We start from the raw sequence: 16,757 nt of genomic DNA on the forward strand, positions 1-16,757 counted from the left end.
GATGTCCTTCTTGCGCCCGGTGATGCTGAGATAACCCTCGCTGTCGATCCGGCCGATGTCGCCGGTCGCCAGCCAGCCGTTGTACAGCGCGGCCCGGGTGCTCGCCTCGTCGTTGATATAGCCCTGGAAGACCGCGGGGCCCCGCACCAGGATCTCCCCGTCCTCGGCGACATGGACCTCCATGTCGGGCAGGGGGCGTCCGACGGTTCCGAACTTCTCCCGGCCCACCGGCTGCGCCGTAATTCCTCCGCTGGTTTCCGTGAGCCCGTATCCGTCGTGGACGAAAATCCCGATTCCCGAGTAGAAGAGGGCGAGTTCACGGTTGAGGGGCGAGCCGCCCGACACCGCGCCGCGGACTCTTCCGCCCAGCCCCGCACGCAGCTTTCGGTACACCGTTTTCTCGTAGAGGGCGTGTTGCAGCCGCAGATCGAAACCGGGGCCCGGACCCGTTCCCAGCCGCTGCCGCTCGGAGGCCGCGGCGAAATCCTGCGCCGTGCGGACCGCGCGCTCGAACAGGGCGCCGCGGCCCGCCTCCTGAGCCTTGCGCAGGAAGTTCTTGTAGATCTTCTCGAAGACGGACGGGACGGCGTAGAGGAACGTGGGGCGGAAGGACAGGAGGGCGGCGGACAGCGTCTCCGGGCGCAGATCGGGCACGTGCCCCATCAGCATCCCGCCGCGCATGCACAGCCCCTGGATCATGAGGCCGTACACGTGCGAGAAGGGCAGGAAGGCGAGGATGGCCGGCTGCTGCCCGGGGGGTGCCACCGTGTGGCCCCAGCCGGCCAGCAGGGTGTCGCAGGAACTCGCCAGGCTGCGATGGCTCAGGGCGCATCCCTTGGGAGGTCCCGTGGTGCCCGAGGTATAGGCGATGACCGCGGTCGAGTCGGGAAGCACGATCCGGCGCATCGACTCGACGGTGGTGACCGGTACCGACCGGCCCTGTTCCATCAGGTCGGTGAGGGCCCCGGAGTCCAGCTGCCAGACGTGCTGCAGGGTCGGCAGGGTGGCGCACACGGAGCCGACCGTCATGATGCCCTGCTCGTCCTCCACCACGACCGCGACACAGCCGGCGTCCTTGAGGATCCAGCCGACCTGCTCGTGCGACGACGTGGGGTAGATCGGCACGATCTCCGCGCCCACCGACCAGAGCGCGTAGCTGAGCACGGTCCACTCGTAGCGGGTGCGCGCCATGACGGCCACGCGGTGGCCCGGGAAGATCCCGGCGGCGATGAAGCCCCGGGCCACATCCACGACTTCGTCCCGCAGCTCGACCGCGGACACCGGTTCCCAGGCCCCCGGAGCGGCGTCCGAACGACGGGCCAGCTGAGACAGGGTGGGATCGCGTTCAGCCGTCTCGAAGAGACTGTCCGCGAGCCCTCCCTGCATCAATGGCCGAGCCGGTCTGACAACTTCCAAGGGGTGCATGTGCCGCTCCAGAAATTCCGCGCAGAGCGCCCCTCCGATGGAGTCCGGAATCGAGGCGTTCGAAATCTAGCCCACGGCGGCGGTGGGTGTAGCACGAACCGTCGAACGCCTGGCTTGATGTCCTTTCCGGAAAGAGCGGTTCAGGTGGTGCCGAGCCACTTCAGCCCGTCGAGCAGAAAGCGGTTCTGGGTCGCACTCGCGAACGTGGAGGACAGCGGGGTGTTGGAGGCGTAGTCCATTGCGTTGTGGCCGAAGTTTGCATACAGCATGCGGTACTTCGCGTTCGTCCACAGGATCGGGTAGTACCCGCTGTACCAGGTCTGGTTGGGATCCGTGCCCAGCGGGAAACTGCTTGCGTCGACCGAGGCCAAGATCTTGATGTCCGGATTCCGCCGTAGGTCGTTGGACCAGCTGTACCACTCACTGACCGACGAGGTGAACGTGGCGGGCAGGTTCCTGGTCGAGGCGTGCGTGCGGTCCTCGGTCCGCAGGACGGCGGTCGTCGGACCCCAGGTGTTGGACTTGAAGTTCCCGCTGCCCAGGAACTGCTGGTGGTACCAGGGCCAGTTCTGAGCCGCGGTCGTGAACGCCGAGACGTGGAAGCCCAGCCAGCCGCCGCCCCCGCGCATGTACCGCTCGAAGCCCGCCCGCTGGTTGGCGGTCTGCGGCAGTTCGTCGAGGAACAGCACGACCTGGTACGCGTTCACGCCGCCGTTGGCCAGGAGGTTCCAGTCGGTGCTCGACGTGTAGGTGAAGCCGTTCTCGGCGGCCCGGGCCGGGAACCACTGGTTGGCCTCACGGACGAAGCTGATGTGCGCGGCGTCCCACGTACCGCTGTAGAGGGCGAGCACCTTGAACGGGGCCGCCGTGGAGGCCGCCTGGGCGGGCGGCGCGGCGAGGCCCAGCAGAGTTGCCAGCAGTACGAGGACCCGCAGGGCGAGGACCCGCGGAGTGACGCGCGCCGGACCGGAGGATCTGATTCCGAGCATGGAATGTTCCTTCCTTTTTGCGATCAGGGGGCTTTTCGCGATCACGGGTGGCTGACGAGGTTGGCGACGTTGGTGGCGGAGTTGGACGGGCCGCCGCGGTCGTTGATGACGTGCCGGATCGTTCCGGTGCCGCCGAGCGAGACCGTCACCATGCTGCGGAAGCGCACGTTGGCGTTGTTGGGCGCCTCGATGGCGTGCTCCGCGGTGACGCCCGGGTTCACGTTGAAGTAGCAGTAGCTGCCGAAGCCGTACACCTGGTGGCTGGTCACGGAGTTCGCGACCTTGTAGGCGGCGTAGCCCTGGGTGGAGCCGTTCATCCAGGCCGCCTGGTTGGGCGGGTCGTAGGGCATCTCGTTCTGGTAGAAGTACGTCCGGCCGCCGTTGCCGTTCCAGATGGTCTGGTGCTTCTGGTAGTGCTCGACAAACAGGCCGTACATGGTGACGTCGTCGCCGTTGACCACGAGCCCGGTGTCCGCGGTGTTGGTGTTCCAGCCGACACCGCTGCCGTGGTCGGCGCGCCAGATCCACAGGTGGTCGCCGATGACGTCGTCGCTGTTGATCGTGAGGCTGGTGGTGGCCTTGCCGACGGCCGCGCCGCCGACGCGGAAGAACACGTCGTGCAGGGAGCTCGGGTTGGCGCCGTGGTCCGCGGAGGAGCCGCTCGGCCCCATCTCGAGGAGCTGCGCCGAGTTGGTCGTTCCGGCGTCGACGAGGATCCCGGCGAGCTTGACGCCGTCCACGTCGGCGACCGTCATCGCGGTGATGCCGTTGTCCGGGATGAGCGTCGCGAGGCCGAGACCGAGCACGACGGTGTCGGGGCGGGTCACCTTGAGGGTCTGGTTCAGGTGGTAGACGCCAGGGGTGACCAGCAGGTTCTTGCCCTGTGCCAGCGCGTCGTTCATCTGGGCCGCCGTCGCGCCCGGCTTGACGATGAAGAAGTCCGACAGGGGCAGTGAGGCGCCGGCCGGTGCGCCGGACGCCCAGGTGGGGCCGCGCGAGTTGGTGCGTACGGAGGGCACGAACACCTTGTAGGCGCCGGCCGTGTCGACGTACAGGAAGGGCTTCTCACGGGAGACGGGTGTCTGGTCGACCGTCGTGTACGGGGGGTTGGGGAAGGTGGTCGCCGGGGCGTTCTGCGCGCCGACGAAGACCATGTTCCAGTTCGAGCCCGTCCAGCCGGCCCACTCGGTGTTGCGTGACAGCCACTGCTGCTGTGAGCCGGACCTGACCTGTCCGTCGATCTTCGTGTCGGCCATGTAGCCGCCGCTGGACCAGCCGCCGTCGTCGAGCTGGAGGTTGCCGCGCAGATGCATCCGCCGGTACGGGGCCGCCTGCGAGACGGCCCAGCGGTCGGTGCCGGAGGTCGGAGTCACGGACAGGTTCTCCGCCGAACGCCAGAAGTTCTGGGTGCCGTTGCCCTGGAACCAGTCGGCCTCGGCGTGCACCGCGCCGCGGATCGTGACGTCGTCGGGGGAGAGGCCGAGGCCGGCGACCTGGGTGTAGAAGCCGACGTTGGCGTCCGCGTTGTAGGTGCCCGGCTTGAAGAGGAAGGCCTTGCGGGCCGTGCCGAACTGGTTGGTCTCCTGCTGCGCGAAGGCCGAGTTCAGGCTGCTCTGTACGGTGGCGGCCGGGGTGGACGGGTCGAAGACGGTCACGTTGGGCCCGAAGTCCGGTGTCCCGGGCGGCTGTTGGGCATCGACCGGGTTGACGTGGAAGGACTGGGCGGCCGAGCCGTTGCAGGTCCACTGCTGAAGCTGGGTGCCGTCGGAGGTCGAGGCGCTCGGCACGTCGAGGCACTTGCCGCTGTGCCGGTTCACGAAGTGATAGGTCCCGGCGCTCTCGGCGACGGCCTGCCACTGCTGGTTCGTCCCGCCGCCGTACGTCCACAGCTGCACGGCCGCGCCGTCCGCGGCCGAGACGTCGGCGACGTCCCAGGTCTTTGTGACGTCGCCGCGGCTGTCGACGCGGACCCGTCCGTCGGAGGTGTCGCGGAGCTGCCACTGCTGGGCCTGGCTGCTGTTGCACGCGTACTGCTGGACGGCGGTGCCGTCGGCCGTTGCGGCGGCGCGGGCGTCCACGCACTTGCCGCTGCCCGCGTTCACGACCGTGGCCCAGCCGGTGGGGAGGGCAGCGGCCCGATCCGCCTTCGTGGGTGGGGCCGCGGCCACCGCGGTCGCGGCCGACGCCACCAGCGCGAGGGCGGTGAGGAGCGTGGGTATCCGACGGCCGGGTGATCTCTTCGATCTGAGCACGGATTCTCCTGTGCGAGTGGGGGGTTGAAGAATCGCCGTTCATGAATATGAACGATGGGCGCATGTGTGGGAACTCGGCGATCGGTGAACCTAAAGGTCTGAACCAAGCTCGTCAAGATCTGAAGCAAGGACAGCAAGAAATCGCCCCTCGCCCGAAAGGAGTTGAAGGTGGCGCACCCGGGGAAGCCACCGGAAGCTCGCTGAAAAGTCGCCGGCGAACAGCCGGGAGGGCGGCCGGGAAGGCGGCTGGGAGCGCGGCCGGGAGAGCGGCGGACTTTCCCGTCGCGGACAGGCGGTCCGCCGTGCCCGTCATTACGATGAGAGAGATCGTGGCGCCGCCCCGCGGGTCCGCGTGCGAGGGGGCCGACCGACGTCAGGAGGGCCGCCGTGAGCACGATCGCGGTGAAGTCCGCCCAGCTGAGGAGCGGGCTGGTGCTCCCTTATGCCGAGGCGGGCTATCCGGAGGGGCTTCCCGTGGTCTTCGTTCACGGCCTCGCGGACTCCTGGTGGACGTTCGAGCCGCTGCTCAGGCAGCTCCCCGCCGCGGTGCACGGATACGCCCCCACGCAGCGGGGCCACGGCGACGCCGAACGGCCTCCGGACGGCTACCGGCCGGAGGACTTCGCGGGCGACCTGGTGGAATTCCTCGACGCGGTCGGCATCGGCCGAGCCGTCCTGGTCGGGGTGTCGAGCGGCGGGGTGGCCGCACGGATGGTGGCGGGGAGCCATCCCGACCGGGTGGCGGGCCTCGTCCTGGCGGGCGTCCCCGCGACACTCGCCGACAAGCCCGGCATCACTGCTCTGTGGGAGAAGGTCCAGGCCCTCGAAGACCCCGTGCCGCGCGCCTTCGCGGAGGACCTGCTCGGCGACCTCGCGAACCGGCCGCTGGGCCGTGGACTGCTGGCGACGATGGCCGAGGAGAATCTCAAGGTGCCCGCACGGGTGTGGCAGGAGACCATGCGCGGCCTGCTGGAGGCCGACCTCGCCGCGACACTGCGGGGAATCCTCGTACCCACGCTCGTTCTCTGGGGCGACGCGGACAGCGTGCTGCCGCGCGCCGACCAGCAGCGGATCCTCGACGCGATCCACGACTCGGCGCTCGTCGTGTACGAGGGCGCCGGGCACCTTCTGTACTGGGAGGAGCCCGAACGGGTCGTCCAGGACGTCGTCGGCTTCGCCGCCCGGGTCCTGCCGGCCCGCCCCGGCGGCGACACTCCCGGCAGTGCCGGGAGGCCGCAGGCACAGGGCGACGGGGGCGGGCCTTCCGCGTGACGTCGGGTCAGGCGACGGGTCAGGCGTTGGGGTCGAACGCGATCCCGGACGGCTTGGCCGAGGACAGGTGCGAGTTGAACGTGCTGTCCTTGATGCCGAGCGTGGCACTGCCGAAGTTGTACGAGGTCAGCGTGTCGCGCACGCCCGCGGGATAGCCGTTCCAGCCGACCAGCGGCGGGTACTGCCAGGTCCCCTTGTGGTTCTCCGGCGGCTCGTCGCCGGAGGTCGCGGCCCGGAAGCAGTGCGTGCTGATCCCGTCCTTGTGGTAGACGATCTTCGGGTGCGTCCCGTCCCAGCGGATCGCCGAGCGGTTGTGGACCGTGAACGAGCCGTGGTTGGACGTCGAGACGTACTGGGCCTCGTTGTTCTGCACCCACACCACGACGTGCTCCCAGTCGTGCCGGTGCCCGCCGAGGCTGGTGCCGGCCAGCGCCTGGTCCTTCTCGAAGTAGAGGGCGTACACGATCGCGCACCAGCCGTTGTTGCACTTGGAGCGCGAGTAGCCGTTGGTGTTGTCGAGGTCCGAGGCGTCGCGGCACTGGCCGTTGAGGGCGCCGCTCGGGTTGAGGCCGCCGTTGACGACACCGCCGGGGCCGATCGCGGGCGTCGAGTAGCAGCCGTCCGTGTCGTAGTCGTAGGCGGGCTGGAACGTCTGGTCCAGCCCGTCCGCGTTGGCGGGCAGTGCGCCGGGCGGGGCCGCCAGGGCGGTGGACGGGAAGACGAAGACCAGAGCGGCGGCGCCCGCGAGGACGCCGAGTGACCTCCGGCGCAGACGCCGGGATCCGGAAAGCTTCGATGCGGGACTGCCGTTCAAAGTGTCCTCCTGATCGGCCCTGTGCAGGCCAACGCCCTTTGTGACATGTGCAGTTCAGAGTCCCGGGTTTTCACTCGCGTGCCAAGAGGCCGCAGGCGTCACATTGGTTAAGGACCGCCCAACACTTGGGCCCCGCATCGGGAAAGAGCGCCACGGAGGGTGGGGTTGATGGGAAGGTGGGCCCCATGAGCGCGCCGCGGATCACCGGGCTCGACGGTGACGAGCACACCGCGCCCGACCTGCCCGTATCGACGGCAACGGGCGGGTGGCCAGGCAGATTCGGTGGACTCAAGCGCTTTCTGCGGCACCGGCGTTCGCTGTACGTGCTGGCCGTCGTCGCGCTCCTCGCCCAGATGACGGTCGCGATGGTCACCACGGCCGTCGAACAGACCCCGACCATCGACGAGCCCGTGTACGTGGCCTCGGCCGAGGTCTACCTCAAGGAGCACAGCCTCCGTTACAACCCCGAACACCCGCCCCTGGGCAAGCTGATCATCGCCTCCGGACTGGTGTTCACCGACGCGCACCTCGACTCCGGCTTCGTCGGCAGCCAGTCGGCCCTGGGGCGCAGCGTCCTGTACGAGTCGGGCAACGACCCGGAGCGGCTCATGCTGTGGGCACGGCTCCCGGTGATCGCGCTGACACTGCTGTTCGGGCTCGTGGTCCTCGCGTTCGCCCGCGATCTCACCGGCCCGGCGGGCGGGTTGGTGGCCCTCGCCCTGTACGCGTTCTCGCCGGACGTCATCGCCAACGGATCCCTGGCCACACTCGACGTCCCCGCGGCCGGATTCCTGCTCACCTCCGTCTGGCTCCTGTGGCGCGCGCGGAAACGGCCGTACCTCTGCCTCCCGCTCGCCGGGGTGGCGCTGGGCGCGGCCGTGGCCACCAAGATGAGCATGCTCGCGGTGGTTCCCGTCCTGATGCTGCTGGCCGTTCTGTCGTTCTGGTACGCCCGCAGGACACCCGGGCTCGACGCACGCGAACGGCTGCGGATCCTCGCGCGGGGCGCCGCGGTCGCCGTCGGCATGGCCCTCGTGGCGGTCGCCGTCGTGTGGGCCACCTACCTCGTCGTCGACCCCCGGCTGCGCTGGACACAGCCCGAGAACGTGCCGGACATCCGCGGCATGCGCGGCCGTGTCGCCGCGTGGCTGCCCTTCCCGGAGGCGTACCGGGACGGCATGCGCATCCAGTTCGGCTTCGAGTACGACATCTGGCAGGGCTTCCTGTTCGGCCGGCTGTACGAGGGCTCGCTCTGGTACTACCTGCCGGCCGCGCTCCTGGTGAAGACTCCGCTCGGCATGCTCGCCCTGTGGCTCGCCGGCGCAATCGCGGTCCTGTCGCTGCGTCGGCTGCGGCCCGCGGCGCCGTACGTACTCGTCCCCGCGGGCCTGCTCCTGGCCGTGTCCATGAACGGCGCCCGCGACCTCGGCGTCCGGTACGCCATCTTCGTACCGATGTTCGCGGCGGTCGCCGCCGCCGGTGTGACACTCCTGCGCCGCCGGTGGGTGTACGGCGTGACGGCCGCGCTGGTGTGCTTCGTGGCCGTCAGTTCACTGCGGACGTTTCCGTACTACCTGCCGTACTCCAACGAGGCGTTCGGCGGGCCCTCGAAGACCCATCTGCGGCTGCACGACTCGAACGTCGACTGGGGGCAGGACCTCGGCCGCCTCGCCCATCGCCTCCACCGGGACCACCCGGGCGAGCGGGCGTGGCTCGTCTACAAGGGCGCGGGTGTGCCCGCCTACTACGGAATCGACGCGGCCAACCCGCTCAAGGCCCCGCTGGGCGAGGTGCACGGGCTGCTCGTCGTGTCCAACTCCTCGGCGGCCAAGGCCGACGGACGGCTGGCCGCACTGCTCGACACCAGCACACCCCTCGACGACGTCGGCCACTCGATCACGCTCTACCGGCGACGCTGAGCGCCCCAACTGCCATGGGGGACTGCGCCATTCACATCTGACACATTGGTCCGACCGGGTCACAGGTTACGACGGTATCTTCGATGTCATGACAACGCGTCGTACGAGGAGACGCGGCGGGGCCAGAGCAATTGTGCTGGCCCTGTTGTGCGTTCTGGTGGCAGTCCCCGCGGGAAGCGGTGCCACCCCCGACGCGGCTGCCGCACCCGACGTGGCCGCCCGGCCGAACGTCACCCAGGGCCACTACGTCGGCACCTTCAACATCTACGGAAACATCGGCCATCGAGGCGACGCCGGCGACTGGATCGAGGAAGAAGCCGACGCCATCAGAAACCTCAGGCGCGGCGGCATGGACCGCTGGCTGTTCATCGGCCTCCAGGAGGTCTGCCAGGCCCAAGGCGAGCGGTTCGCCCGGGAGTTGGGCCTGCGCAGCGCCTTCATCGACACCGGTACGGACTGCGTCGACGGCCAGCCGTACGGCAACGCCATCCTGTTCCACTCGGCCACGAAGATCCTGCCACCTGCCCTGCTGCCCAACCCGGACAACAGGGGCGGGGAGCGGGGCATCATCTGCGCCGTCGTACGCGCTGCCGGGGACCAGGGCCCCTCGGGACCCCAAGTCACCGCGTGCAGCACGCACTTGAGCGCCGGCGTTACGAAGGACCGGGAACGAGAGGCCCAGGCCGCGTTCATCCGCCACGGCTGGAAACCGGACGGCACGCACACGCTGGGTGCGGACGGCCCGCTCGTCATCGCCGGTGACCTGAACGCCCCGCCCGACGCGCCGGAGTTGGACGTCATGTACGACGGCGTCGAGGCGAGCGGCCCTCGTGGGTCCGGGCCGTTCGCCTTTCCGACCTACGAGGACGGCCGCAAGCTCGACTACCTGTTCGTGTGGGGAGAGCGGGGCGCCGCACGCTGGGCCGACACCGGCACCCGCCCGACCATCCACTCGGACCACGACTTCTACTACAGCGAGTTGTCGATGGGGATCGGCTGAGCAGGGATCCGCGATACGGGTGAGCGCGCGGCTTCCGGGCGGTGGACGCCGCGTGGCCGGTAGCCCAGCCGGTCCGCCACACCCACCAGATCGGCCAGCAGCCAGATGATCGCCAGCCACATCTCGGTGCCCTGGAGACCCGGATCCCGACCGGGACCCGCACCGCCCTCGCCGGGCGGACCGAACCCGAAACCGGCCCCGTCCCGCCAGCGCTCCAGCGCCTGGGCCAGCTGTTCCCCGGCCCAGGCCCGCGCCTCGGCCGCGCGGTGGCGGGTCTGCTGCCCCACGAGCCACAACGGGTGCGCCACATCCAGCACATTGCACGCGTTCTGACGGCCCGCCGCGAACCAGCGCGGATCGCCACCATGGTCCAGCACGGTGTCCACCACCCGTTCCGAGTACGGCACTTGCAGCCCGAACTGCGCGAACGAGCCCCGCGTCAGGCGGTAGTAACCGTTGACCAGTTGAAGTCGGCCCGCTGCGGGCGAGGCCGCCTCGCCCCACATCCCCGTCCAGGGATCCACCCGGGTGCCCAGCCAGCCGAACAGCGCTTCCAGCGTGCCGGGCGCTCCTGCCTCGGCACCCAGCTCCAGGTTCCGGTGGGCGCCGGTCGCCCAGCAGTCCACCCACGCACCGGCCGACCACGCCTCCGTCCGCCACGGCAGCGAGTCCAGGCGAGCGACGAGCCGATCGGCCGTCATACGCCCTACGACGTGGACCGGGTGGGCGAAACCCGAGCCCAGCAGGTCGAGCGCGTAGCCCACGGACAGCACGTGGTACTCGGCGGTGCCGTCGTCGATCCAGCCGTCCGACGCCGGAGCCGGCAGCACACCGGGACCACCGTCCGCGGCGAGTTCGGGTACGAGTCCGCTGTCGGGGTCCTGCAGCGCGCGCAGCCGCTCAATGTGTTCGGCGGCAGCCAGTTGCGGGGGATGCGAGCGCAGGAGGAGATCGGCGATCTCGACGGCGTCGCAGTGGGCGCGGACGGTCTCGGGCGCTCCGGGCCGGTCGCTGTAGCGGCCCGTGTCCGCGTTCCAGCCACGGGCGAGGAGGTCGGCGGCCTGGCTCCGGGCCCGGTCCGCGAAGCGGGCGACGGCGTCCCCCAGGGAGTCGGCCGTAACCGGGCCTGCGGCGGACGTGGACCCTTGACCGCGGCGGTCCCGCAGCGGGCGGGCCGGGTTCCCGGCGGCGACCGTCCACGGCGGCAGGTCCTTGGTCACGACGGCGCCCGCGCCCACCACACAGTGGTCCCCGATCGTCACCCCGTCGAGGACGACGACGTTCGAGCCGATCCACACGTCGTCGCCGACGGTGATGCCCTTGCTGGTGAGGGGCTGCCGGTGCACGGGCCGGTCGGGCGCGAATCCGTGGTTGAAGCCGAGCAGGGAGCTGTGGGCGCCGATCCGCACACCGTCCCCGAGGGTGATGCGGCCCCGCACGGTGGCGTACGGATTGACCGTGCAGTCGGTGCCGGTCGTCACTTCGCCGGTGACGTACGCGTGCCCGGCGATGTAGGAGTTCTCGCCCAGACGCAGGACGTCGGTGAACACCCCGGCGGCGGGGGAGACGTAGGTGCGCGGACCGAGACTCGCGCCGCCGGCCGTGAGCCGCTTCTGAAGCGCTGCCTGCGCGGCGCGCTGCTCGTCGGACGCACGACGGACGAAGTCCCAGGGGCAGTAGTCGAAGTAGGAGTCGTCCACCGAGCTTTCCGAGTTCATCGCACGCGAGTCTAGAGAGCGCTTGCTGCACCCGGCAATCCTTCTGCCGCCGGTCCTGTCACTGGTTCTGCCGTCGGCCCCGTCGCCGGTCCTGCCGCCGGTCAGGGGCATGGCGGTCGTGTCACCGCGGGCGTCGGCGGGCCGGGCCGTACGGTGGCCACCGCAAGGCCGGACCCGTGAGTCGAAACACCTGGTGGCGTGATGTGCTGGAGCGCGACGGCCGATCTCGTGGCGGGCTGCGGCATCGCCGCCGTCGGAGTCGCCTGCGTGGCGCGGACCCGCAGGGTCGGTGACCTTCCGCTGGCCGGGCTGCCGTTGCTGCTCGGGGCCCATCAGGTGGTCGAGTCCCTGGTCTGGCGTTCCGGGGGAGGCACCGGACCCGCCACCGTGGCCTGGGCGGCGATGGCGCTTCCACTGCTGGCGCTGTGGGTACCGGTGGCCGTGCTGTGCGCGACGCCGCCGGGTGCCCGCCACCGGCTGGTCATCCCGCTCGCCGCCGGTCTCGCCACCGCGGCGACCCTCTCGTACAACCTCGCCACGCACTCGGTGACCGCCGATATTCGCGGCCACACCGTCGGCTACGTCATCGATCTGCCTCGGGCCGAACTTCTCGTGGCGGGCTACCTGCTGGCCACGGTCGGCTCCCTGCTGCTCTCCGGCGACCGGACGCTGGTGCTGCTCGGCGTCCTGGTCGCCGTCGGCGCGGTGGTCTGCTGGGCGCTGTGGGAGCTGGAGTTCGTCTCGACGTGGTGCGCGTTCGCGGCGGTGTGCTCGGTGGTGATGTACGGCTGGGTGCGCGGGCGGTCCGTGTCACCGGGCGTTCCTCGCGTGAGGGCCGAACGGTGACGGCGACCCGTGGCAGCGGCCTGTAGGGAACCGATGAGTTTCGGCGCGGCGCACAGTCGGTACTGGCGCGGAGGCGGTGAGCGCCTCGAACCGAGGAAGGGCAGTGCACCGTGAGACTGATTCTGCAGGAGTTCCTGTCGCTGGACGGTGTGGCCCAGGGCCCCGGGTCCCCGGAGGAGGACACCAGCGACGGGTTCACGCGGGGAGGCTGGCTCGTGCCGCACCTGGACGACACGTACATGCGGATCGTCACGGGCTGGCTCGACGAGGCGGACGCGTTCCTGTTCGGCCGCCGCACCTACGTCAGCTTCGCCAGGGACTGGCCGAAGATGAACGACCCGGACGACCCGATCGGCACCAAGCTCAACGGCCTGCCGAAGTACGTGGCCTCGCACAGCCTGACCACGGCCGACTGGGACCCGACCACCATCCTCTCCGGAGATGTGCCGTCCCAGGTCGCCGAGTTGAAGCGGCAGCCCGGCCGCGAGCTGCAGATCCACGGCAGCGCCCGCCTGGGCGCGTCCCTGCTGGCCGCCGGGCTGGTCGACGAGGTGCGCCTGATGATCGCGCCGGTGGTCGTGGGCGGCGGACGCCGGCTGTTCCCGGAGAACGGCACGCCCTCCGGGCTGCGGCTGTTGCACAGCGAGACGACACCGAGCGGCGTGACGTCCCAGATCTACGAGACGACGGGCCTGCCCCAGTACGGGACCTTCGACTCGGGCGCGTAGGTCCCGTCAGGGCGGCTCAGCGGCTGGAGGGGCTGTCCCGTCCATGCTCTGTCGTCGAGGGTCGCCGCCGCGCCCGGTCGGCTTCCGAGCGCGGCGGTGTCTCTGAGGCGGTGACTCAGAAGGTGAGACTCCAGCTGTCGAGGTAGCCCGGGTCGACGGTGAAGATGCCGGGCGTGTTGTCCGTGACGCGCAGCTTCCATGTGCCGTTGGCGGGTATCGCCGACGCGTCGACCGTGAAGGTCGTGTGCAGTTCGGAACCGGTGTCCCAGACGAAGTCCTTCACGAGCAGCGCCGTGCCGTCCTCGCCGACCAGATGGATGACCTGGCCGCCGATGAAGTCGTGGATCAGGTCGACGGTGACCTTGAGATCGCTGGAGGCGTTGCCCTCGCGGCCGGTGACGGTGATAGGCGACTCGATGGTGCGCCAGTTGGGGATGTCGAATCGGGCGGGGTTGACGAAGTGGTCGCCGCCGGAGGCCAGGACCTTCCAGGTGAAGGGCAGCGTGCGGGTCTCCGCGGCGGAGTTCCTGATCGTCACGGCGGTCGTGAAGGCACCGGCCGATGTCGGGGTGCCGGAGATGAGTCCGGTCGCGGAGTCGATGGACAGGCCATCAGGCAGGCCTGTGGCGGAGTACGTCAGGGCGCCCGGTCGTGTGGTCGTCGCCTCGATCGGACGGCTGGTCGGCTGGCCGACGGCGGAGTCCCTGGCGGAGGGCGCCTTCGCGGCGATGTGGTTGACGTAGCGGGGGCCGACGTTGACGGCCGCCCAGGCGTTGCCGACCGCCTCGTACGCGTCGCTGGACACGCCGAACAGATCGGCGGCTGCCTGGAGCGTGGCGGTGCGGGCCCCCGCGTAGTCGGTGCTGCTGGTCATGTAGCGGGTCAGCGCCCGGTACCAGACGTTGGTGGCGTTGTGCAGGCCCAGAGCTGCGACCGGCAGGCCGTCGTAGGTGGGGCTGTCGTAGGCGATGCCGTTGACGGTCCTCTTCCCGCTGCCCTCGGCGAGCAGGTAGAAGAAGTGGTTGGCCACGCCGGAGCTGAAGTGCGGGTCCAGCTTGCGGGTCTGTTCGGTCCAGTGGTCCTGCGAAGTGCCCTTCACCGAGGCGTCCTTGGAGGGCTCGTCCATGTACCGCAGGGGTTTCCCGGTGCCGCGCACATCGGCCAGTTCGCCGACCAGGTAGTCGGGCACGTCCTTGGCGCTGTTGGCGAAGAACTCCACGGCGGTGCCCATGATGTCGCTGGTGGCCTCGTTCAGACCGCCGGACTCACCGGAGTACGTGAGGTCCGCGGTGGCGGAGGTGACGCCGTGGGTCATCTCGTGGGCGGCGATGTCGAGTTCGGTGAGCGGACGGGCGTCGTCCAGGCCGTCGCCGTAGGTCATGCAGAAGCAGAGGTCGTCCCAGAAGGCGTTGGCGTATCCGTCGCCGAAATGCACCCGGGAACGGGCGCCGACACCGTCGTCGGCTATGCCGTTGCGGCCGAACCGGTCGTGGTAGAAGTCCCAGGTCTTCTGCGCGCCGTAGGCGGCGTCCACGGCGGCCGTCTGGCGGTCGGCGGGCGTTCCGTCGCCCCAGACATCGTTGTCATCCGTCAGGAGGGTGCCGAGCCCGCCCGCGCTCACGTCGTACGTCGTGTGGCCGCCGCGCTGGGGGTCGGTCAGCTGATAGAGGTCGCCGCCGCGTACGGAGCCGACCTGCACGGTGCCGCTGTACTGGCTCACGCCCGTACCGGAGTGGACCTGCTCGAAACTCCCCAGCAGCGCGCCGCTCCTGGCGTCGGTCACGATCCGCAGACTGCTCGGAGTCCCGTCCTCCTGCACGCCGGTGACGACGGTTTCCCAGGCGAGCGCCGGTTCGGCGGCCCCGTTTCCCGCCCAGACGACGAGCCGCGGTGCGCCTTCCGGCGAGGCCTCGTCCGTCTTCTTTGACTCGGCCGCGTCCAGCGCCGACTTCTCCGCCTTCGCGGCCGGGACGGAGGCCTTCGTGGTGGATACCGAGATCGTCGTGGGCGAGGACTTGGAGACTGTACGGGTGCCGCCGCGTTCGTGAATCACCAGGTCGCCGCCGAGTACGGGCAGCCCGGCGAACGTGCGCTCGTAGCGGGTGTGCACGGTTCCGTCGGCATCCTTGATGACGTCCTTCGGTATCAGCTTCTCCCGCTCGCCCAGCTTCAGGGAACGGGCCGTGGCCGTACGGGAGTCGGCCGCCACCGAGAGCATCTTCCTCCGCTGCGCGGGAGAGAGCCCGACGGTTCTGGCGCCGGGTCTTGGCTCCGCCTCGATCTGCCTGGGAGCCCGATCCGAGCGGGCGGTCCGGGTCACGGGCTCGGCGCTCCAGGCGGGGAGCGTCGAACCGAGAAGCGCGACCATCGTGCCGACCGCGATCGTCGCCATGCGCGAGCGAGCGGAGGTGCGACGTCGGGATGGCGGAGAATTCTGGGGCGACGGCGCCGCCCCGGTCGTACGGAAGGTGTCCGTCACTGCTGCAACTCCTAGTGTCCGGCTGTCTGGTGACAGCCCGTCAGAGTGCGGAGCCGGAGGGCGGGACGCCTCCGGCGGGAGAGGTGCGAGTGGCGACCGTGCGGTCACTGGATCGTTTCAGCGTGCGGGGCGACTGTCACCACTGCGGAGATCGTTGTCCGAAATACGGTCAGTGGGCGTCTGTTGTGTCCGTCGCCGCACGTGGCGGATCACATGGGCCTTTACCTGGCGGCAACACGGCTTCCGTCAGCCACTTTGGCCACTTCCCGCCCTACCGCCCAAGTGGCCTGTCACAGCCAGCCCCGGCGCGCGGCCTGCCAGGCCAGCTGCATACGGGTGGCCGCGCCGGCCAGCTCCATCATGCGCTGGATGTGACGCTGCACCGTGCGGCGGCTCAGGCCCAGTTGGGTCGCCACCGCCTTGTCGGCGACGCCCGCCACCAGGAGGGCCAGCAGCCGCCGGTCGATCGCGGACAGCGGGTCGGGTCCGCCGACTCCGTCAGTCCCGGCGACCGCGCCCGAGTCGTCGACGTCCAGCGGGACGGCGTCCTCCCAGTAGCGCTCGAACAGGGCGATGAGGGCGGCGAGGAGATTGCTGTCCCGTACGAGTGCGGCGGTGGGTTCGTCCGGGCTGCCGTGAGGGCCGCCCGGCACGAGCGGGCAGACCGCGATGGCACGGTCCGCGACCGCGAGGCGCAGCGGCAGATGTGGAACCGCACGGGCGACCTCACCTGCGCGGACGCCCGCAACAACGTTGTCAACGGCTCCCTCGTCGTCGAAGAAGGCCTTCTCGTACAGCACTCGGTAGCGCACGCCGCGCGCCAGCGCCTCGAACTCCGAGCTGTTGCTGCCCGACGGCATCGCCACGTACTGGGCCTTGCAGAACCAGAGCATCTCGTCCTGCGCGCTGGCCTGGATCTGGCGCAGATGCTGGCGCAGCGCCTCGGCGCCCGTGATGACCTCGATCAGCTCGCTGGCGTCCCGGCGGCGCATCGTGTCGCGGTACACCTGCAGCAGGCTGGTGGCCTCGGCCCGGGCGAGGTCGAGCGCGTCGGCGTTCCGCTTCAGCCGGGGCATCAGCGCCACGTCCGGGGGAGTGGCCCGGAAGTGCCGGGGCAGCACATCGGTGTGGCTCGCCATGCCCTTGACGGCCAGCGCGTCGAGCACCCGCTCGGCCTCGGCCCGGCTCAGCCCGGTGCGCGCGGCGACATCACCGGCCGAGGCCTGACCCGCCGTCACCAGATGCCGGTAGACGGACTCCTCGGCGTCCGACACCCCTGCCGCCTCCAGCGTCACCGTGCCCTCCCCGAGACCGA

At 70.1% G+C, this 16,757-nt stretch carries 11 protein-coding genes and 1 pseudogene; 5 read left to right on the forward strand and 7 right to left on the reverse strand.

Features of this window, described 5'->3' with window-relative positions; translation table 11 throughout:
• The 3 genes and pseudogenes from AOK17_RS02990 to AOK17_RS03000 form a co-directional block, all read right to left on the reverse strand.
• Positions 1–1,425: AMP-dependent synthetase/ligase (locus tag AOK17_RS02990; protein WP_055610735.1), on the reverse strand; the 1,425-nt coding region annotated here is incomplete at its 3' end.
• Between the two features lie 149 nt (positions 1,426–1,574).
• Positions 1,575–2,414 (reverse strand): annotated as a pseudogene (locus AOK17_RS02995) (ThuA domain-containing protein); the annotation flags it as partial.
• Between the two features lie 41 nt (positions 2,415–2,455).
• Positions 2,456–4,666, reverse strand: coding sequence for an RICIN domain-containing protein (locus AOK17_RS03000; protein ID WP_055610686.1), 2,211 nt, complete (start codon positions 4,664–4,666; stop codon positions 2,456–2,458).
• Between the two features lie 387 nt (positions 4,667–5,053).
• Between AOK17_RS03000 and AOK17_RS03005 the strand changes: the two genes are divergently transcribed.
• Entirely contained in the window at positions 5,054–5,938 is an 885-nt protein-coding gene (locus tag AOK17_RS03005; protein WP_055610687.1) for an alpha/beta fold hydrolase, read from the forward strand.
• A gap of 19 nt (positions 5,939–5,957) precedes the next feature.
• Here the strand turns inward: AOK17_RS03005 and AOK17_RS03010 are convergent, their stop codons facing one another.
• Positions 5,958–6,752, reverse strand: a complete 795-nt coding sequence (locus AOK17_RS03010) for an NPP1 family protein (protein ID WP_055610688.1) — start codon at positions 6,750–6,752, stop codon at positions 5,958–5,960.
• Positions 6,753–6,937: 185 nt separating this feature from the next.
• Here AOK17_RS03010 and AOK17_RS03015 point away from each other — a divergent pair, with 185 nt between their 5' ends.
• Both AOK17_RS03015 and AOK17_RS03020 read left to right on the forward strand, forming a co-directional pair.
• Positions 6,938–8,671, forward strand: a complete 1,734-nt coding sequence (locus tag AOK17_RS03015; protein ID WP_079052761.1) for a phospholipid carrier-dependent glycosyltransferase — start codon at positions 6,938–6,940, stop codon at positions 8,669–8,671.
• An 88-nt stretch (positions 8,672–8,759) separates the two neighbouring features.
• Positions 8,760–9,671, forward strand: coding sequence for an endonuclease/exonuclease/phosphatase family protein (locus AOK17_RS03020; RefSeq protein WP_157881267.1), 912 nt, complete (start codon positions 8,760–8,762; stop codon positions 9,669–9,671).
• Here the strand turns inward: AOK17_RS03020 and AOK17_RS03025 are convergent.
• Positions 9,641–11,389, reverse strand: coding sequence for an acyltransferase (locus AOK17_RS03025; RefSeq protein WP_055610690.1), 1,749 nt, complete (start codon positions 11,387–11,389; stop codon positions 9,641–9,643). The two genes, AOK17_RS03020 and AOK17_RS03025, sit on opposite strands and share 31 nt — an antisense overlap.
• 201 nt (positions 11,390–11,590) lie before the next feature.
• Here AOK17_RS03025 and AOK17_RS03030 point away from each other — a divergent pair, with 201 nt between their 5' ends.
• On the forward strand, positions 11,591–12,235 hold the full coding sequence (locus tag AOK17_RS03030) for a DUF6629 family protein (RefSeq protein WP_055610691.1): 645 nt from the start codon (positions 11,591–11,593) through the stop codon (positions 12,233–12,235).
• Between the two features lie 110 nt (positions 12,236–12,345).
• A complete protein-coding gene (locus tag AOK17_RS03035) occupies positions 12,346–12,963 on the forward strand; it encodes a dihydrofolate reductase family protein (RefSeq protein ID WP_055610692.1) in 618 nt (205 codons plus the stop codon).
• Positions 12,964–13,078: 115 nt separating this feature from the next.
• Here the strand turns inward: AOK17_RS03035 and AOK17_RS03040 are convergent, their stop codons facing one another.
• Together AOK17_RS03040 and AOK17_RS03045 are read right to left on the reverse strand one after the other, a co-directional pair.
• Positions 13,079–15,355 (reverse strand): M4 family metallopeptidase, encoded by a 2,277-nt coding sequence (locus AOK17_RS03040; protein WP_055610693.1) that lies wholly within the window; start codon positions 15,353–15,355, stop codon positions 13,079–13,081.
• Positions 15,356–15,732: 377 nt separating this feature from the next.
• On the reverse strand, positions 15,733–16,737 hold the full coding sequence (locus tag AOK17_RS03045) for a helix-turn-helix transcriptional regulator (RefSeq protein WP_055610737.1): 1,005 nt from the start codon (positions 16,735–16,737) through the stop codon (positions 15,733–15,735).
• Positions 16,738–16,757: the final 20 nt, after the last annotated feature.

Origin of the sequence: Streptomyces phaeochromogenes, assembly GCF_001418655.1 — a bacterium.
In the GTDB taxonomy this organism is placed as follows: Bacteria; Actinomycetota; Actinomycetes; order Streptomycetales; family Streptomycetaceae; genus Streptomyces; species Streptomyces phaeochromogenes.

Excerpts from the sequence above, each read along its gene's own strand:
- AOK17_RS03015 (WP_079052761.1), top strand. The coding sequence starts at position 6,938 with ATGAGCGCGCCGCGGATCACCGGGCTCGACGGTGACGAGCACACCGCG.
- AOK17_RS03020 (WP_157881267.1), top strand. The coding sequence starts at position 8,760 with ATGACAACGCGTCGTACGAGGAGACGCGGCGGGGCCAGAGCAATTGTG.
- AOK17_RS03025 (WP_055610690.1), bottom strand. The coding sequence starts at position 11,389 with ATGAACTCGGAAAGCTCGGTGGACGACTCCTACTTCGACTACTGCCCC.
- AOK17_RS03030 (WP_055610691.1), top strand. The coding sequence starts at position 11,591 with ATGTGCTGGAGCGCGACGGCCGATCTCGTGGCGGGCTGCGGCATCGCC.
- AOK17_RS03040 (WP_055610693.1), bottom strand. The coding sequence starts at position 15,355 with ATGGCGACGATCGCGGTCGGCACGATGGTCGCGCTTCTCGGTTCGACG.